This window comes from Desulfovibrio fairfieldensis, assembly GCF_001553605.1.
Lineage (GTDB): Bacteria > Desulfobacterota > Desulfovibrionia > Desulfovibrionales > Desulfovibrionaceae > Desulfovibrio > Desulfovibrio fairfieldensis.
This window is the reverse complement of record NZ_CP014229.1, coordinates 1,434,670-1,450,068: the sequence shown is the minus strand read 5'-3', so window position 1 is coordinate 1,450,068 and position 15,399 is coordinate 1,434,670. Positions and strand designations below refer to the sequence as shown.

Here is a 15,399-nt window from a genome sequence, read left to right as displayed (position 1 = left end):
GCCTGTGCGGCCTGAAAAGCGGCACATATTTAATCTATCGCTTGAAGTTGTAAACAACCATGCTGGAATATCTGCGCATCCGTAATCTGGCCCTGATCGAAGATATGGAGCTGGACTTTTCGCCGGGCATGAATGTGCTTACCGGCGAAACCGGCGCGGGTAAAAGTTTTATCCTCAAGGCTCTGGGCTTTCTGCTGGGCGACAGGCTGAGCGCCGAAATGGTGCGCCCCGGCGCGCAACGGGCCCAGGTGGAGGCGCTGTTCACCCTTGACGATCAGGATCTGGTGTTGCGGCGCGAACTGCTGGCCGAGAGCGGCCGCAGCCGCTTATACATCAACGACGCCCTGAGTTCACAGGAAAGCCTGCGTGATCTGCGCGCGCGTCTGGTGACGCACACCAGCCAGCACGGCCAGCAGCAACTTTTGCAGCCCGCTTTTCAGGCCAAACTGATGGAGAGCGCCTTTCCCCGGCCCGAGCTGCTGGAAGAGCGCGACGCCCTGCTCGGCCAACTACAGGAAGTTTCATCCCGGCGTAAGGCCCTGTCGGCAAAGCAGGCCAGCTTGGCCGACAGGCGCGACCTGCTGGAAATGCAGCAGCAGGAGATAGATAAAGTATCGCCTGAAGAAGGCGAGGAAGAGCATCTGGAAGAATTGCGCGCCCAGCTCCGCTCGCAGGAGCATCTGCGGGAGAATTATGAGAACGCCCTGACGCTGCTGCACGGCGAGGACGGACCGGGCCTGCTTGATATGCTTGGGCGCTTTGAACGCCTCATCCATACCATGAGCCGGGACGACGCGGTTCTGGCCCCGGAGGCCGAGGCTGTTGCCGCTCTGCGTCAGCAACTGGTGCACCTTGGCAATCATTTGCGCCGCCCTCCCCTGCCCGATGAGGAAATGGACATGGACAAGGTGGAGGAACGCCTCTTTGCTTTGGCCCAGCTTAAGCGCAAGCTGCGGCGCAGCCTGCCGGAAATCCTCGCCCTGCGCGGAGAAATCGAAGAGAACCTCTCTTTTCTGGACGTCTGTGCGCTGGACCTCTCGCGCCTTGCCAAAGAAGAAGCCGCGCTGGCGGAAAAACTGGCGGCCGTGGTGGAACGTATCCGGCCTGTACGCCGGGAAGCCGCAAGCTCTTTTGCCCATAGCCTGGAAGACCAGTTACGCGATCTGGGCTTTTCCGAACAGGTGCGGGTGATTCCCGATTTTGTGCCGCAGGAACTCTGGCCGGGCGTCGCGGATGAACGGGTACGCATTCTCTGGGCCCCCAATCCGGGCCAGCCTCCACAGCCCTTGGACCGCATCGCTTCGGGCGGCGAGCTGTCACGCTTTTTGCTGGCCCTCACCAGCGTGCGCCGGGACGCGGAAAGCGCCACATATATCTTTGATGAGGTGGACGCCGGTGTGGGCGGCCTGACCTTGAACAAGCTGGCGGAAAAGCTCAATGCCCTGGCCGAACAGCGCCAGATGTTGCTGATCACCCACTGGCCCCAACTGGCCGCGCGGGCGCGCAAACATTTTCAGATCAGTAAAGTGGTCCGCGAGGATGCCACCTTTACGCTTTGCTCGCCGCTTGACGGCCCGGCCCGGCATGAGGAATTGGCCCGGATGGCGGGCGGCGGCCCTCAGGGTGAAGCCCTGGCGCGCAGTTTGGAAGCCTGATTCCGCTGTTCCACTGCTTTTCTTTTTCGCTCCCTTCCCCACACACAGCCACTGGCAAATTTTGCCGCACTGCCGGTCTTCCGTCGCTCTCGGACTGAAATCTCCCGTGGAAAAGTCGTCAAAAACGCGCCGTCGGAACCGGGAACGCATACGGCATAGCCCTGCTTTTCCCATAGGCTGGGCCGCCTCTCTTAAATTTCTCTAGACTTTTAAGGGCGATGGAAAGCTCAAGCCGTGCTGGCACCTATTTTGCTTAAGTGCGGGGTAAGCACACGCAAGGGAAAAAATAGCCGTGGATGTTCGTGCAAACAGCCGGGGACATCCAAGAGCATTGTATGCCGGAGAAATCACTCCACTGGAGGAGTTCGTGAATACCGACAGTCAGAACCACCTCACCAGCATGGTCCATATGCAGTCCGGCGTTTCCGCCTCGGTTGCGGCGGCTGTGGAGTCCGATTCCGGCGATGTTGCGCCGCTGTCGCTGGGGGGCAGAGCATCCCACGCCCTGCAAAGCCTGAGCCGGGATGGCCGTGAACTTTCGCAAGCCCTGGAGGCGCATTTGGACAGCCTGCAGGAATCGTTCATGGCCCTGTTGCACGGGCAACTGGACGCCGGGAAGCTGGAGCTGGAAGAACGCCTGCATCTTTACCTCTCGCCGGAGGGCCGCTTGGTGGTTGAAGGCAGCGACAACGATGCGGAAAAAGTCTGTGAACTCATTTCCCGCAAACCCGCCTTGCAACGCCGCTTTCAGGAACTGGCCCGGCTGGCCCTGCTCTCGCATGGCGTGGAAGTGGCCTGTCAGGCCCACACCGCCTTGCGGGAACCGGAACAGGAGGCCGACAACCCCTTGTTCAGCCGCTATCATATGTGTCTCAAGGGCCCGCTTTCGCATTTTTATGTCCGCTGAGCTTGCCAAGCGAGCGCAAGCGGCTTATTCTATTTACCTACCCGAATATGGGGGCGCACTGGTTTCGACGTGGATGTAGAAGCCGGAGCGGCAGGCCGAGGCGCCGCTGGCCTCGTAAAAAAGCGGCAACACAGTAATTGCCAACAACGATTACGACTACGCTTACGCTGCCTAGTCAGCGAGGCAACTGACCGCATAGCCGGTCGCGCTGCTCGGGACCACGCCTGATAATCCCGAGCGGCGACATTTATCAGGCTGGCGGAAACCGGCGCTCGCCGGGGTTTTCCGTGAGAATGTCACCGGCGGGCTTGCCGCGTTGCGCTTGGTCAGGGGCCACCAGCGCGGCGAGATTTAATCCTGGCCTAAGCCTGTAGATGCTTCGCGTGGAGTATTCGCGGACGGGGGTTCGATTCCCCCCGCCTCCACCACCCCCTGTTTCAGCAAGGCTCACGGTGTTTCAATGAAACCCGTGAGCCTTTTTGTTTATGGCGTTAGCCAGTTGAGCGCACAAGCGCGCGAAAAGGCCCCCCGGCTATGTCGGGGGGCCTTTCTCTAACAAATTTAGGAGCCGCCTAAGAGGTTACCCCGATAGTCCTCCTACAAACTAATTCCCAATCCACAATCGTGGAACAAGCAAGACTCAGCCTGTCCAAGGGTTTTTGGAGGTTTTGCGCAAGCAGAAAATAAGTATAATCTTCATCGTTATTGTTTTCCGCATAGCCCCGCATTAGCTCTATCATCAAATAAAATTCATTGTAGATTTCCCGCAAAGCGTGGGCGAATCTATCCGTTTCGTATTCTTCCAATAGTTCCTGTTCTTCTTCAACGCTTCTTATCGGGATGTAATATTCCCGGTACTGGTCGCCGTCTCTGGGATTGCCTGGGCCGGATGGGGAAGAAAGGGAGATGGGTTCAGACATGAAAAACTCCTAGATTTAGTTTTCGGCATTAGAAATGAGAAATGCCGGGACTCAACTACGTTCTAGGAACGCTGCTCTTATTCCCCTTGCAGGTATTGTATTAGGAGCTATCGACCCGGCAATAGTATGCTGATGGCGACAAGTCGCACAAAAGAAAACCCAGCATAAAACGCCGGGCAGTGTGCACGATAAAAACCAGCCGTACACCCGCTGCCTAGAAGTAGTAAGAAAAGTCTATGCGGGAAGATTGGAAAAAGTCAAGCTGCACGCCGTTAAAATAAAAAAGGCACCGTAAGTTGGTGCTCTGCAAATTTTCATATAAAAAAACAATGCGTTATAAATTTTTTCATTATTCCCATAAGGTCACAGAGTTTTACCTAGCTCAAAGGAGTTCCAGCATGAAAAAATTCATAGCGATTTTTGTAATGGCCTTTTTGGGCTTTGTGGGCGCGTTCGGAATGGCGCTTTCCGCACCGACTGAGCCCCTTGTTCCCGAAAGAGGCGAAGCACAAGTCGCAACCGCCCCGACGTGAACCGGCCCCGAACAAGCCCGCCCATGCAAAGCCGGCCCGGACAAAAAGTCTCATCTTGATATGAAACCGCAACCGGATAAGCGGTCGGACCAGAAGCCGGATCATCCGAACATGCGTCCTCCGGAACCGCGTGAAGAAATTCCAACGAATAATGAAGAGCCCCCGGTTCCGGTGGAACCGGGGGCTTGCGCAGATAAGGACGATCCTCCAGCGCTCCGGCCTTCTGATTATTCCTTCTCATTCTTTGGGAATACGGTGGAAAAAACCTGGCATGCATCGGCTACCGCATCTTTGGGGGACAGCTCCCGGTCCAGCGCCAGCATCAGGCAGGCTGAATGGGCCAGGGCAAGACGAGTTTCACGGTCGAAGTCAGCTACCAAGGTTTCGCATTCCGCTTCCATCAACATAAACACCCTCCTTTGAATAATATCATCAGATGGGTCTGATGGTTTCAATATAGCAAAACATAGACAGATTGCTATAGAAAAATAGTATTCCCCGGTATTTCTTTTTTGCTCTATCCAACCGGGAATCTTCTATTTATAACGGCGATTCTGCCGGATCAGGCGGTGCGGAATGATCCTGTAAAAATGCCCTGATGAAAGCAGGTGACAGGACCGTTGAAGTAGTGAGGATCTTATGAAATACTGAAAGGATACGAGAACGACCGTTCGTTTTCGTCCCCTATGGACCAGGGAGAAAGTAATGCGCATATTTACACAAGAAATTATAGTCGAAGCTCAGGATATTGACATTCAGAAGCGTGTGAGCAATCTGTGCTATGTGCAGTGGATGCAGGATTTGGCAATACAGCACTCCACTTCCGTGGGCTGGAGCATGGAGCGCTACGAGGCCGTGGGCCAGAGCTGGGTGGTCAGGCAGCACACCATTTCCTACAAGCGCCCGGCGTTTCTGGGCGAAGTCATCACGGCGGCCACCTGGGTTTCTGCATTCGCGCCACGGCAGAGCCTGCGCCGCTATCTGTTCTGGCGCGGCGCGGACAAGACGCTGCTTGCCGAGGCGGAAACCAACTGGGTCTATATCGACCTTAAAAGCGGCAGGCCGATCCGACTGCCCGACGAGCTGCGCGCAGCGTTTGAAACAGTTGAAGACAACAGCGAGGTTTTGAGGCTGTTGCGGAAATAGGGATTGCAAACGCGGTCGCGTCTCTAACAGGCGGCAAGCCCCTCCTTGAGCAACTCCACGCCCCTGTCCAGCTCTTCCTCGCTCAAGTGCGCATAGCCCAGGATAAGTTCGTGCCCGTGCGCGCCGTCCCGGCAGAGGGAATATGCCTCAACCGGCACGACCGAGACGCCGCGCTGGTGAAGCCGGGCCAGAAGTTCCTTTGTAAAAACAACACCCGGAAAAGCCGCCACCAGATGCAGGCCCGCAGCCTGTCCTCTGAGCTCGAAGCGATCGCCGAAGTGCCGCACCAGGCTTTGCAGCAGGCGCGCCCGTTTGCGCTGATACAGCTTTCGCATTTTCCAGATATGCCGTTCCAGACCGCCCCCGCTGATGAAAGCGGCCAGCGCATGTTGCGACAGGGCGTCTGTGTGCACGTCAGTGTATAGCTTTTCCCGCCTCCAAGGCTCTTGCAGAGTTTCCGGCACGATGGCGAAGCCCAGGCGCATGGCAGGTGCGAGTATTTTGCTGAATGAGCCCAGATAGACCACTGTCTCAGGAGCGAGTTCATACAAAGAACTGAGGGGAGCGCCTTCATAGCGGAATTCGCTGTCGTAATCGTCCTCCACAATGCGGCATCCAAACGCTTGGGCAAAACTGATCAGGGCTTGGCGGCGTTGCACTGGCAGCACACCGCCCAAGGGATATTGGTGTGATGGCGTCACATAGGCAAAGGCGATGCGTGCCGCTTTTTCCCGATTGAATGTCTCCAGGGCGGAAGTATCCATGCCGCGCTCATCAGCCCGCAGCCCCTCCACGGCGTATCCGGCCCTGGCGACGACCTCCAGCAGTCCCGTGTGGACGGGATCTTCCACCAGCACCGTGTCGCCATCCCCGCGCAGGAGCCCGGCCACAATCCGTAAACCCTGCGTGGAGCCGGAAGTGATCATCACCCGCTCCGGCGGCACGCGGATGCCGCGCACCCTGAAAAGATAGGCCGCAATGGCTTCACGCAACTCCCATACGCCGCCGGGACTGCTGTAGCGAAAGGCGCGGCCGGGCAGACTCTCACAAATACCCCGGTACAGTCTGCCCCACTCCTTTTGAGGAAAGTTCTCCAGGGCCGGAATGCCTGAACGGAAATTGACGCAGCCTGTTTCAATAACGTGGGCTTGCGGCCGTCTTTGCGCCGGGAGGGGGACGGCGGTTCCCGGCTTCAGCATGACGGCGGCTATGCCGTGGGCAACGCGGGTTCCGGAGCCGTGGCGCGTTTCCAGATAGCCCTCGGCAAGCAACTGCTCGTATGCCTCAAGCACGGTGTGCCGCGCTATTCCCAGATCTTTGCCCAGGGCGCGGCTGGAGGGCAGTTTTTCTTCCGCTTTCAGATCGCCGCGCAGAATCAGGGCCTTTACCTGCTCGTAAACCTGCCTGCTCAACGGTACGCCAATGCCTGTTCGCAGCTCCAGCCACATAATCAACCACCTCAAGTGGTATGGTCAAAGTTCTTTGAAAGTGGATCTTTTTTATCCACTTTGTCCACACTACAGTGGCCGCCGGAAAGAGGCAAGGCGGCTCTGGCAAGGATGCCGGAGCCTTCCCTCGGATTTTTTAGCATCACATCCGGGCTGGACAATGAAAAACGAGCGAATAAAGGCGTATCTTTTTCTCGCAACGGCTATGAGCATTGCGGGGAGCGCCGTAGTGGCCGGAAAATGCATGGTCGCGTCTATGCCGGTCTTTCTCGCCGCGGAGCTGGGCATCTTCGTCAGCCTGCTGATCCTGCTGCCTTTGGCCTTCCGGCAGCGGCGCGGTCCATGGAAAACAGACGGCAAAACCCATCTTGCGCTTCTGTTGCAGGCCCTGTTCGGGATCGTTCTGTACCGTGCATTCATCTTCCTGGGGCTGCGCCACACCACAGCGGCGGCGGGCGGGCTCATCAGCAGCGCGGCCCCGGCGCTCATCGCGTTTCTGGCTTTTGTGCTGCTGCGCGAAAAAATATCCGGAAAGCGCGTGATCGGGGCCGTCAGCGTGTCCATCGGCATTCTGGCCGTCAATCTCCATCCTTTTTTGAATGACGCCTCTCAGGCGGCCGATGCCATTCTGGGGAACTGTCTGATTCTGGCCGCCGTTCTTTGCGAATCCGGCTTTTCAGTCATGAGCAGGGCAAAATGCGGGCAGCTGACGGCGCTACGCAGAACCGCGCTGATTTCCCTGTACGCCTTCCTCTGCCTGCTGCCCTGCGCCGTGTATGAGGCCAGAGAATATGATTTTGCGGCCATGCCGTTTTCCACGGCTCTCTACATCGGTTATTACGGAATTTTCGTGTCCTTTCTGTCCTATGTGTTCTGGTTTAAAGGTATTGCCGTTGTTCCGGCGGGGATTGCCGCTTCGTTCACCGGCCTGGTTCCGCTCACCGGCGTGTTGCTTTCGTGGGCGGTGCTGCATGAGAGTATCAGCGGAGCCTACTGGTTCGGTCTGTTGTTTGTGCTGCTGGGGATCGGGCTCGCATGCCTGCCGGACAAGAGGCGCCCCGCAGGCGCTCCGGACGGGAGCGATGCACACGCTTCCGGCGGCGGGTGAGCGCCGCGAAGCGTTCACCCGTCCGGATTGCTTTGTTCAGGCCTCAGCGTGAACCGCAAAAACCTCCCTGGCGGCGAACAGGCCGTTCAGAGCCGCCGGGAATCCGGCGTATACGGCCATCTGCATGATGACTTCCACAATCTCTTCCCGCGTGCAGCCCACATGCAGCGCGGCGGAGATATGCACCTTGAGCTGTGGACTTGCGTTGCCCAAGGCGGTCAGGGCGGCGACCACCGCGATTTCCCTGCTCTTCAGATCGAGTCCGGGACGGGCGTAGATGTCTCCAAACGGAAATTCAATGAGGTAGCGGGCAAAGTCGGGCGCGATATCCCGCAGGCTTTCCAGCACGACTTCGCCGCTCTTGCCGTCCACTTGACGCAGAATGTTCAGACCGGTCGCGTAACGTTCGGAATGCATGTCTTTCTCCTTTTTCCCCGTTATAGGAGCCTGTCCAGGCTTTTCATCGTGCGTTGTTTGCGATACCTTTCAGGTATGACAAATATTCCGCCCAATGCATCAGACATGCACGCACTGCGCTGTTTTGCCGTCGCGGCCGAGGAAAGCAATCTGCACCGGGCGGCGCAACGGCTGCTGATCTCCCAGCCTCCCTTGAGCCGCTTGATCAAAAAGCTGGAAGAGCGCCTGGGGCTGACGCTCTTTGTCCGGCATACCAAGGGGCTGACCCTGACAAAGGACGGCGCGCGGGTGCTGGAGATCATCCGGCCGCTTTTGCGCCTGCAGGAAAAAACCTTCGCGCGGTTGGCGGATCTGGCGCAGCCCGTGGGAAACATTATTGCTCTGGGTCTGACCACCGCTTTTGAACAGGGAGTTTTTTCCGGCATGGAAGCGCATTTGCGCGGCCGGTACGGCGAACGGCTGCGCGTGACGCGGGAAACCTCGCCCCGTCTGGCGCGGGCCGTGCGCAGGGGCGGGCTGGACGCGGCGCTGGTGGCTCTGCCTTTGGAAGCCCCCGGCCTCGCCCTCCGGCCTTTGCCGTATGCCGAACCGCTGCAGGCGGTTCTGCCCGAAAGCTGGCCCGAAGCCCGGCATGGCAGCCCGCCTCTCAGGGCGTTGAGCGGCAAGTCTTTGTTCTGGTTCCGCCGGGAGAGCAATCCGGCCTTTTTTGATCATATGCGGGGCGTGTTCGCCCATGTGGGCTTTGCCCCCACCTATCTGGAAGAACCGGCGGAATATGATGTTCTGCTGGCGCGCATTGCTTCCGGCGAGGGCCTGGGACTGCTGCCGGTTTCCTTTGCGGCCATCCAGCGGAAAGGCCTTGTCTTTGCGCCGTTGGCAGAAGCCGCGCTGCTGCGGGTTCAGCTTGGTCTGGCCGTGCTGCCGGGCAGGGAAGAGCTTGCGGACGAACTTACTCGGGAGCTGAGCGCGATGAATTGGCCGCATCAGCGGAGCCGGAGCTGATGCGCCGTCAGGGGTCAAGGCAACGCAGATGCTTCAGGCTGCCTGCAAAGTCGCCACTAGCCAGTGCCATAATTGATCTTATACCTATCGTTGAGGCTCCTGCACGACTCTCCACGAGAAAAACTTTTTTCGTTTTTTCTTCTTCTTTGTCACTACCGTGGCGGTGAAAATTTCCGAGTAACTTCGGATTTTTTACTTGACGAAAGGGAGGCGGGCCCGGAAAATGATTAACTACATACAGCATCAAAGGGACGGAAATGGACCATATGCGCAACGATGCCGCGCTGTTCGGCTTTATTGATGCGGTAACCGGGCGATTGGATTATGAAAAATCCCTGACCGCCCTTCTGCCGTCACTGGTCGAAATTCTGCGCGCATATCTGCCCCTCAACGCCCTGATTGTTCTGCGCCGGGACAAAGACGATCTCCACCTCAACCCGGTTGCCTGGAGCGTCTCGCCCGATCTGCCGGAGGAGAAGCTCTGCCGGGCATTCAGCGGGCAGGAAATTTTTGAACGCTTGTGCGGCCTGCAAGATCAGCCGGACGCCACAGCGGGCGCATTGCGCGCCTGTCTGCCCGGTTCCCTTCAAAAAGTTTTTCATGGCATGGCATGGCCTCTGCGGGACCAGAACAGACAGGCGCTGGGCTTTGCGCTTTTCAGCCGAGCGCCTGGGGATGCGCCCTGGGATGCCGAACAGCGCCGCTATATGGAATTGTTCGCCACACTGCTGGGTCTTTTCAGCGCCGGTCAGGCCTACTGCTCTCACCAAGCCTTCCATAATCGTATTTTCAATGCCGCCATGGACCGGGTAAAGGTCTGCATTTACATTACGGATCCCCAGACGGACCGTATCCTTTACATGAACCAGTTCATGAAGGATATCTTCCAGCTTGAAAAGCCTGAGGGTAAAATCTGCTGGCAAGTTTTGCAGAACGACAAGTCACGGCGTTGCGAATTCTGCCCTGTGAACCATCTGAGCGCTCATCTTGACGATCACTCCGTATACCGCTGGGAAGAACATAATACGCGGACGGGCCGTTTCTTTGAAAACTACGACAGCCTGATGCGCTGGAGCGACGGATCGCTGGTGCATTTGCAGCAATCCATTGACATCACCGACAGCAAACGCCTGCGGCGCGAGGCCTCCCGCGACGATCTCACGGGCCTGCTGAACCGCCGGGCCGGTCTTGAAAGGCTGGCCCAGGCTATCGACGAGGCCAGGGCCGGAGACGCGTCGCTTATCGTGGCCCTTCTTGACCTCAATGACCTTAAAAATATCAACGACACCTTCGGGCACATGGTCGGCGACGCGGCCATCAACCTTGTGGCGCGGGAGATTGAAGCCGGTCTGTCCGGGGCGGATTTCTGTTTCCGCCTGAGCGGCGACGAGTTCGTGGTTGTTTTTCATGAACTGGACCGCCACACGGCGGCCCTCAGCCTTAAAAATGTGCTTCATAATCTGGAAGCGAGAAGAGCCGCGCTGCGCCTGGAACACGAATTGAGTTTCTGCTTCGGCTGTTTTGAGGTACGCCCGGACATGCAGCTGGCCCTGACGGCCATTCTCTCCAAGGCCGATGAAAGCATGTATGAGCAGAAAAAACAGGCTCATATCAAACTGGCCGCCCGGCGGCTGCGCGAAGCATGCCCCGCCGCTGTCGAGGACAGCCTGAGCTGCGGCGCCGCCCAGCTTTACGACGCCCTCTCCCGCAGCACGGACGCCTATGTCTATGTCTCCAAAGTGCCATCGGGCGTCTTCCGTTATTCCAAAGCCATGGTCAATGATTTCGGCCTGCCGGGCGAAGTTGTTCCCAATGCCGCCGCAGTCTGGGGCGAACGGGTCCATCCTGACGACAAGGCCGCCTTTCTTGAATCCAACCAGATCATCGCCGACGGCCGGTCCGACACGCACTGCGTGGAATACCGGGTGAAAAACCGCGACGGGCAATGGGTCTGGGTACGCTGCCGTGGGTATCTGGAACGGGATGAAAACGGTGAGCCGACGCTTTTTGCCGGTTTCATCACCAACCTGGGCCAGAAAAACAAAATCGACCACATTACCGGCCTGCACAACAAGATAAAATTTGAAGAAGACGTCACAGAGGCGATACACAACCGCCCGTCCGCGTCTCTGAGTCTCATGCTGCTGGGCGTGGATAACTTCACGCACATTAATGACCTGCACAACCGGACGTTCGGCGACGAGGTGTTGCGGATCATTGCCCAGAAACTCCAGGTCATGCTGCCTGAAGCCGCGTCGCTCTACCGCCTGGACGGAGATGTGTTCGCCGTCGTCCGCTACGAGAATTCGGACGACGCGCAGAAATTCTACAACGCCGTGGCTGAAAGCTTCCGCTATCAGCAGGAATATGACGGCAAGAAATACTTCTGCCCGCTTTCCGCCGGTTACGCGCGCTATCCTGACGACGCCTCAAGCCATGAAGAATTGTTGCAGGCCGCCTTATGCGCTCTTGCCAGCTCCAAACGGAACGGACGCAACCGGATCACTTTTTTCAACAAGCAACTCGGCAAGGACCAGAAGCGCGCTCTGGACCTTACGGAATTGTTGCGTGAGAGCATCGAATGCCAGTTTGAAGGCTTTGAGCTTTTCTATCAGCCGCAGGTTACGGCGACCGGCGGCCGACTGGTGGGTGCCGAGGCCTTGGCGCGCTGGAACTGCAAAAAATACGGCGCGGTCTCCCCTGCCGAATTTATTCCGCTCATGGAGCACAGCGGCCTGATCGTGCCTTTCGGCCAATGGGTTTTCAAGGAGGCTCTGCGCCAGTGCAAGGAATGGACGCAATGGCGGCCGGATTTTATCATCAGCGTCAATCTTTCCTACTTGCAGGTTATTTCCAGCGATATGCTGCCCTTCATCAAAACTACCCTGGAAAAGACCGGCCTCAACGCCGCCAATGTGGTGGTGGAATTCACCGAAAGCTGCATGATCCGGGAAAATGCGGTCTTGCAGGAGATTTTCAGAAAAATCCGCAGCCTGGGCATCCGTATCGCCATGGATGATTTCGGCACCGGCTATTCCTCGCTGAGCATGCTGAAAACTTCCCCTGCTGATACCGTTAAAATTGACCGCGCCTTTGTGCGCGATATCCTCAACAGCCGCTTTGACGCCACATTCATCCGCTTTGTCGTGGCACTCTGCCACGATCTGGACATCAAGGTCTGCCTCGAAGGCGTGGAGCGGGAAGAAGAACTGCAACTGGTGCGTCCCATGCAGTTGGACTATATCCAGGGCTACTTTTTCGGGCGGCCCATGCCCGCCACGGTTTTTCAGAACCGTTTCCTGAACGGCGGGGCGGCATAGTTGCGGGCTTGCTTTTCTTTTTAGGAAAAGTCTTGCCTTTTTCCGCCCCATGCGCTACAGAATCGTTTCGCGCGGTCATGCCCGCTAATGAATGCTGTTGTCGTCACAGCGCCGGGCCACGGTTTTGCCGCATTGAAGTGAACTGTTTTTTGCATATACGGAGGATTGTATGAGCAAGGAATGCGATTTCTGCGGCAAAAAGCCCCAGGTCGGCAATCTCGTGAGCCATTCCAATATCAAGACCAAACGCCGCTTCAACCCCAATTTGCAGCGCGTGCGTCATCAGTTCCCGGACGGCAGCGTGCGTACCCTGACCGTTTGTACCCGTTGCCTGCGTTCGGGTGCCGTGACCAAGCCCGCGGCGCGCAAGCAGGGTTAGTTTTTCTTTAGGCTGTCGCAATAGGCCCCGTCAGTCCGCTGCCGGGGCTTTTTTTATCAATGCCCGCATATTCCCCCTCCTCACTCCGTCTTCATGTCCGAAGCCGTTGGGCCGTCCGGCGCAGGCCGGGCAGTCTGCCGTCCTTCTGGCGCAACATTACCGGCCCTACCGGCCTGGCCGACTATACCCAGCGGCGCGATTGGCGACTTGTGCTCAGCGCCTGCAGCATACCGCATGTGCTGAGCGTGTTTCAGGGACGGGAATACATCTATGTGCCGCCTCTGCTGGAACAGGCGGCGCTCAGGGAAGTGACGGATTTCGATGCCGAGCGCGGGGGGTCTGCCTCTGCTCTGCCCCCTTTGCCCGTGCATCCCTATGGCGGTCTAACGGCCTTTTTCCTTTTGCCGCTGATCCTCTGGCACGGCCTGCGCATGGGCTGGTGGCCCGCACCGGATTTTCTGCCGCCGCCGCAAACCTGGTTCAGTGTCGGCGTGCTGGACAACGTGCTGGTGCGTGTTTACGGACAATTCTACCGCCTGGCCACGGCTTTGACCCTGCACGCCGACCTGCGCCATCTCTGGGGCAATGTGGCCTTCGGCGCGCTTTTTCTGGCCCTGCTGGCGCGTCTTACCGGTGTGGGCCGGGCCGTCTGGCTGACAATGCTGGGCGGCATCCTGGGCAACGCTCTGACCGTGCTCCTGCGACCCCGGGCCGTCGTGAGCCTGGGCTTTTCCACGGCCCTGTTTGCGTCGGTGGGCGCTCTGGCGGGTCTGATGGCCAGCCGCGAAGCGCAACGACGCAAGGCTGTCCTGCCCATTGCGGCGGGCGCGGCCCTGCTGGCCATGCTGGGAACGGAAGGTGAAAATACCGATTACGCGGCCCATGTGGCAGGCTTGGTCTGCGGGTTGGCTTTGGGCCTGGCTGAAGGCTGGCGTTTACGGCGCGGTTGGCCCGCACTGCCGCAGATTCCGGCTGGCCTGTTGGCCCTTGCGCTGCCCGTACTGGCCTGGTGGTGGGCTTTCGGCACCATGTAAGGAGATATGAAATGAGCAGCGGCCGGGACTTCACAGCCCCGGCTGCTCACGTTCTGATCGAATAAGGGCTACACAGCCGCCGTGGGGCGGCCGATGCAAAAATAGGCAAAGCCGCGCTCGGCCATGGCCGAGGGAGAATAGAGGTTGCGCCCGTCAAACAGCAGGGGCGCGGTCAGCAGGGATTTGACGCGGTCAAAATCCGGATTGCGGAACTGGTTCCACTCCGTCACCACCAGCAGAGCCTGGGCATCCCGGCAAACGCCGTACTGGTCGTCCAGAATCTCCACCAGGGCATTATCCTTGAAAATACGGCGCGCGTTATCCGCAGCCACAGGGTCGAAAGCGCGGATCTTCATGCCCGCGGCGGTCAGCGCGTTCACAATGCTGATGGAGGCCGCCTCGCGCATGTCATCGGTATTGGCCTTGAAAGCCAGTCCCCAGAGCGCCAGGGTTTTGCCCTTGACGCCGCCCTGGGGCGCGAAATAGTCCTGAATGCGTTCGGCCATATGCTTTTTCTGCCGGGCGTTGACCGCTTCCACGGCATTGAGCAGCATGGGCTCCACCCCGGCACTTTCCGCCGTCTGGATCAGGGCTTTGACGTCCTTGGGGAAACAGGAGCCGCCGTAGCCCACGCCCGGATAGATGAACTGGTAACCGATGCGCGAGTCAGAGCCGATGCCCGTGCGCACGTCGCGCACGTCGGCTCCCACCTTTTCGCAGATCGTGGCGATTTCATTGATAAAGGAAATCTTGGTCGCCAGCATGCAGTTGGCGGCGTATTTGGTCATTTCCGCGCTGCGCACGCGCATCACGATGAGCTTTTCGCGGGTACGGGCAAAGGGAGCGTACAATTCGCGCATAATGGAAGCAGCCCGCTCGGAATCCGTGCCCAGAACCACGCGGTCCGGTTTCATGAAGTCCGAAATGGCGTCGCCTTCCTTGAGGAATTCCGGATTGGACACCACGTCCACCCGCAGGTCCAGGCCGCGCGATGCCAGTTCTTTCTCGATAATGCCGCGCACCATGTCGGCGGTGCCCACGGGCACGGTGGATTTGTCCACCACCACCAGTTCCTTTTGCATATGACGGCCGATTTCAGCGGCTACCTGGCGCACGTAACTCAGATCGCAGGAGCCGTCCGGCTGCGGCGGCGTGCCCACGCAGATAAAGGCGCAGTCCGCGTCGGCAATGCCCTGTTCAAGGCTGGTGGTGAAGGACAACCGGCCGTCGGCGCGGCTGCGCTGCACCATGGGCTCAAGGCCGGGTTCAAAAATATGCACGGAACCGGCATTGAGTTTTTCCACCACGGCGGGGTTCACGTCCACGCAGGTCACGGTATTGCCCATTTCCGCAAAGCAGGCGGCGCTGACCAGTCCCACATAGCCTGTACCGACAATGCACAATTTCATGGTATGCTGTTCTCCCTGTGTTCTCCGGCCTTGCGCCACGCTTGACGTCCCGGCCTTGAACGGGTCAGAATAGTGTTCTTGAATATCATAGTATATGTTAATTTTTTTCAGCGGGCAACCG

At 58.3% G+C, this 15,399-nt stretch carries 14 protein-coding genes and 1 other RNA gene; 10 read left to right on the top strand and 5 right to left on the bottom strand.

Annotation, left to right across the window (positions count from 1 at the left end):
• Window positions 1-59: 59 nt before the first annotated feature.
• From AXF13_RS06150 to ssrA, 3 genes are all read left to right on the top strand, one after another.
• The gene (locus AXF13_RS06150) at window positions 60-1,655 is read left to right on the top strand and encodes a DNA repair protein RecN (protein WP_062252056.1); all 1,596 of its coding nucleotides are present in this window, start codon (window positions 60-62) and stop codon (window positions 1,653-1,655) included.
• 367 nt (window positions 1,656-2,022) lie between these two features.
• Window positions 2,023-2,562: a hypothetical protein gene (locus tag AXF13_RS06145; protein WP_020990507.1), complete on the top strand. Its 540-nt coding sequence runs from the start codon at window positions 2,023-2,025 to the stop codon at window positions 2,560-2,562.
• A gap of 49 nt (window positions 2,563-2,611) precedes the next feature.
• Window positions 2,612-2,990: a transfer-messenger RNA gene (gene ssrA, locus AXF13_RS06140) on the top strand.
• Window positions 2,991-3,134: 144 nt separating this feature from the next.
• Here ssrA and AXF13_RS06135 read toward each other — a convergent pair.
• Window positions 3,135-3,482, bottom strand: coding sequence for a hypothetical protein (locus AXF13_RS06135; protein WP_009301617.1), 348 nt, complete (start codon window positions 3,480-3,482; stop codon window positions 3,135-3,137).
• A gap of 398 nt (window positions 3,483-3,880) precedes the next feature.
• Here AXF13_RS06135 and AXF13_RS17375 point away from each other — a divergent pair, with 398 nt between their 5' ends.
• Entirely contained in the window at window positions 3,881-4,015 is a 135-nt protein-coding gene (locus AXF13_RS17375) for a hypothetical protein (RefSeq protein WP_257721768.1), read from the top strand.
• 227 nt (window positions 4,016-4,242) lie between these two features.
• Here AXF13_RS17375 and AXF13_RS06130 read toward each other — a convergent pair whose 3' ends face one another.
• Window positions 4,243-4,422 carry a hypothetical protein gene (locus AXF13_RS06130; RefSeq protein WP_062252055.1) on the bottom strand — a complete coding sequence of 60 codons (180 nt, stop codon included), beginning with the start codon at window positions 4,420-4,422 and terminating at the stop codon, window positions 4,243-4,245.
• Between the two features lie 298 nt (window positions 4,423-4,720).
• On the opposite strand from AXF13_RS06130, the gene AXF13_RS06125 reads away from it, so the two are divergent.
• On the top strand, window positions 4,721-5,161 hold the full coding sequence (locus AXF13_RS06125; protein WP_062252054.1) for an acyl-CoA thioesterase: 441 nt from the start codon (window positions 4,721-4,723) through the stop codon (window positions 5,159-5,161).
• A 23-nt stretch (window positions 5,162-5,184) separates the two neighbouring features.
• Here AXF13_RS06125 and pdxR read toward each other — a convergent pair whose 3' ends face one another.
• The gene (pdxR, locus tag AXF13_RS06120) at window positions 5,185-6,609 is read right to left on the bottom strand and encodes a MocR-like pyridoxine biosynthesis transcription factor PdxR (protein ID WP_062252053.1); all 1,425 of its coding nucleotides are present in this window, start codon (window positions 6,607-6,609) and stop codon (window positions 5,185-5,187) included.
• 160 nt (window positions 6,610-6,769) lie between these two features.
• On the opposite strand from pdxR, the gene AXF13_RS06115 reads away from it, so the two are divergent.
• The gene (locus AXF13_RS06115; protein WP_062252052.1) at window positions 6,770-7,717 is read left to right on the top strand and encodes a DMT family transporter; all 948 of its coding nucleotides are present in this window, start codon (window positions 6,770-6,772) and stop codon (window positions 7,715-7,717) included.
• A gap of 36 nt (window positions 7,718-7,753) precedes the next feature.
• Here the strand turns inward: AXF13_RS06115 and AXF13_RS06110 are convergent, their stop codons facing one another.
• Entirely contained in the window at window positions 7,754-8,134 is a 381-nt protein-coding gene (locus AXF13_RS06110; protein ID WP_062252051.1) for a carboxymuconolactone decarboxylase family protein, read from the bottom strand.
• A gap of 105 nt (window positions 8,135-8,239) precedes the next feature.
• Between AXF13_RS06110 and AXF13_RS06105 the strand changes: the two genes are divergently transcribed.
• The 4 genes from AXF13_RS06105 to AXF13_RS06090 all read left to right on the top strand — a co-directional run bounded on the left by AXF13_RS06105 (window position 8,240) and on the right by AXF13_RS06090 (window position 13,869).
• Window positions 8,240-9,136, top strand: a complete 897-nt coding sequence (locus AXF13_RS06105) for a LysR family transcriptional regulator (RefSeq protein WP_062252050.1) — start codon at window positions 8,240-8,242, stop codon at window positions 9,134-9,136.
• Between the two features lie 266 nt (window positions 9,137-9,402).
• Window positions 9,403-12,456, top strand: coding sequence for a bifunctional diguanylate cyclase/phosphodiesterase (locus tag AXF13_RS06100; RefSeq protein WP_223299987.1), 3,054 nt, complete (start codon window positions 9,403-9,405; stop codon window positions 12,454-12,456).
• Window positions 12,457-12,625: 169 nt separating this feature from the next.
• The gene (gene rpmB / locus AXF13_RS06095) at window positions 12,626-12,835 is read left to right on the top strand and encodes a 50S ribosomal protein L28 (protein WP_009301626.1); all 210 of its coding nucleotides are present in this window, start codon (window positions 12,626-12,628) and stop codon (window positions 12,833-12,835) included.
• A 59-nt stretch (window positions 12,836-12,894) separates the two neighbouring features.
• Window positions 12,895-13,869, top strand: coding sequence for a rhomboid family intramembrane serine protease (locus AXF13_RS06090; RefSeq protein ID WP_062252048.1), 975 nt, complete (start codon window positions 12,895-12,897; stop codon window positions 13,867-13,869).
• Window positions 13,870-13,937: 68 nt separating this feature from the next.
• On the opposite strand, the gene AXF13_RS06085 is transcribed toward AXF13_RS06090, so the two are convergent.
• A complete protein-coding gene (locus AXF13_RS06085; protein WP_008684049.1) occupies window positions 13,938-15,278 on the bottom strand; it encodes a UDP-glucose dehydrogenase family protein in 1,341 nt (446 codons plus the stop codon).
• Window positions 15,279-15,399 lie beyond the last annotated feature (121 nt).

What these genes read in the sequence shown, in the direction of transcription:
- AXF13_RS06105 (WP_062252050.1), top strand. Translation starts at nt 8,240, where the DNA reads ATGCACGCACTGCGCTGTTTTGCCGTCGCGGCCGAGGAAAGCAATCTG.
- AXF13_RS06115 (WP_062252052.1), top strand. Translation starts at nt 6,770, where the DNA reads ATGAAAAACGAGCGAATAAAGGCGTATCTTTTTCTCGCAACGGCTATG.
- AXF13_RS06130 (WP_062252055.1), bottom strand. Translation starts at nt 4,422, where the DNA reads ATGTTGATGGAAGCGGAATGCGAAACCTTGGTAGCTGACTTCGACCGT.
- AXF13_RS06150 (WP_062252056.1), top strand. Translation starts at nt 60, where the DNA reads ATGCTGGAATATCTGCGCATCCGTAATCTGGCCCTGATCGAAGATATG.
- AXF13_RS17375 (WP_257721768.1), top strand. Translation starts at nt 3,881, where the DNA reads ATGAAAAAATTCATAGCGATTTTTGTAATGGCCTTTTTGGGCTTTGTG.
- rpmB (WP_009301626.1), top strand. Translation starts at nt 12,626, where the DNA reads ATGAGCAAGGAATGCGATTTCTGCGGCAAAAAGCCCCAGGTCGGCAAT.
- AXF13_RS06110 (WP_062252051.1), bottom strand. Translation starts at nt 8,134, where the DNA reads ATGCATTCCGAACGTTACGCGACCGGTCTGAACATTCTGCGTCAAGTG.
- pdxR (WP_062252053.1), bottom strand. Translation starts at nt 6,609, where the DNA reads ATGTGGCTGGAGCTGCGAACAGGCATTGGCGTACCGTTGAGCAGGCAG.
- AXF13_RS06090 (WP_062252048.1), top strand. Translation starts at nt 12,895, where the DNA reads ATGCCCGCATATTCCCCCTCCTCACTCCGTCTTCATGTCCGAAGCCGT.
- AXF13_RS06135 (WP_009301617.1), bottom strand. Translation starts at nt 3,482, where the DNA reads ATGTCTGAACCCATCTCCCTTTCTTCCCCATCCGGCCCAGGCAATCCC.
- AXF13_RS06125 (WP_062252054.1), top strand. Translation starts at nt 4,721, where the DNA reads ATGCGCATATTTACACAAGAAATTATAGTCGAAGCTCAGGATATTGAC.
- AXF13_RS06085 (WP_008684049.1), bottom strand. Translation starts at nt 15,278, where the DNA reads ATGAAATTGTGCATTGTCGGTACAGGCTATGTGGGACTGGTCAGCGCC.
- AXF13_RS06100 (WP_223299987.1), top strand. Translation starts at nt 9,403, where the DNA reads ATGCGCAACGATGCCGCGCTGTTCGGCTTTATTGATGCGGTAACCGGG.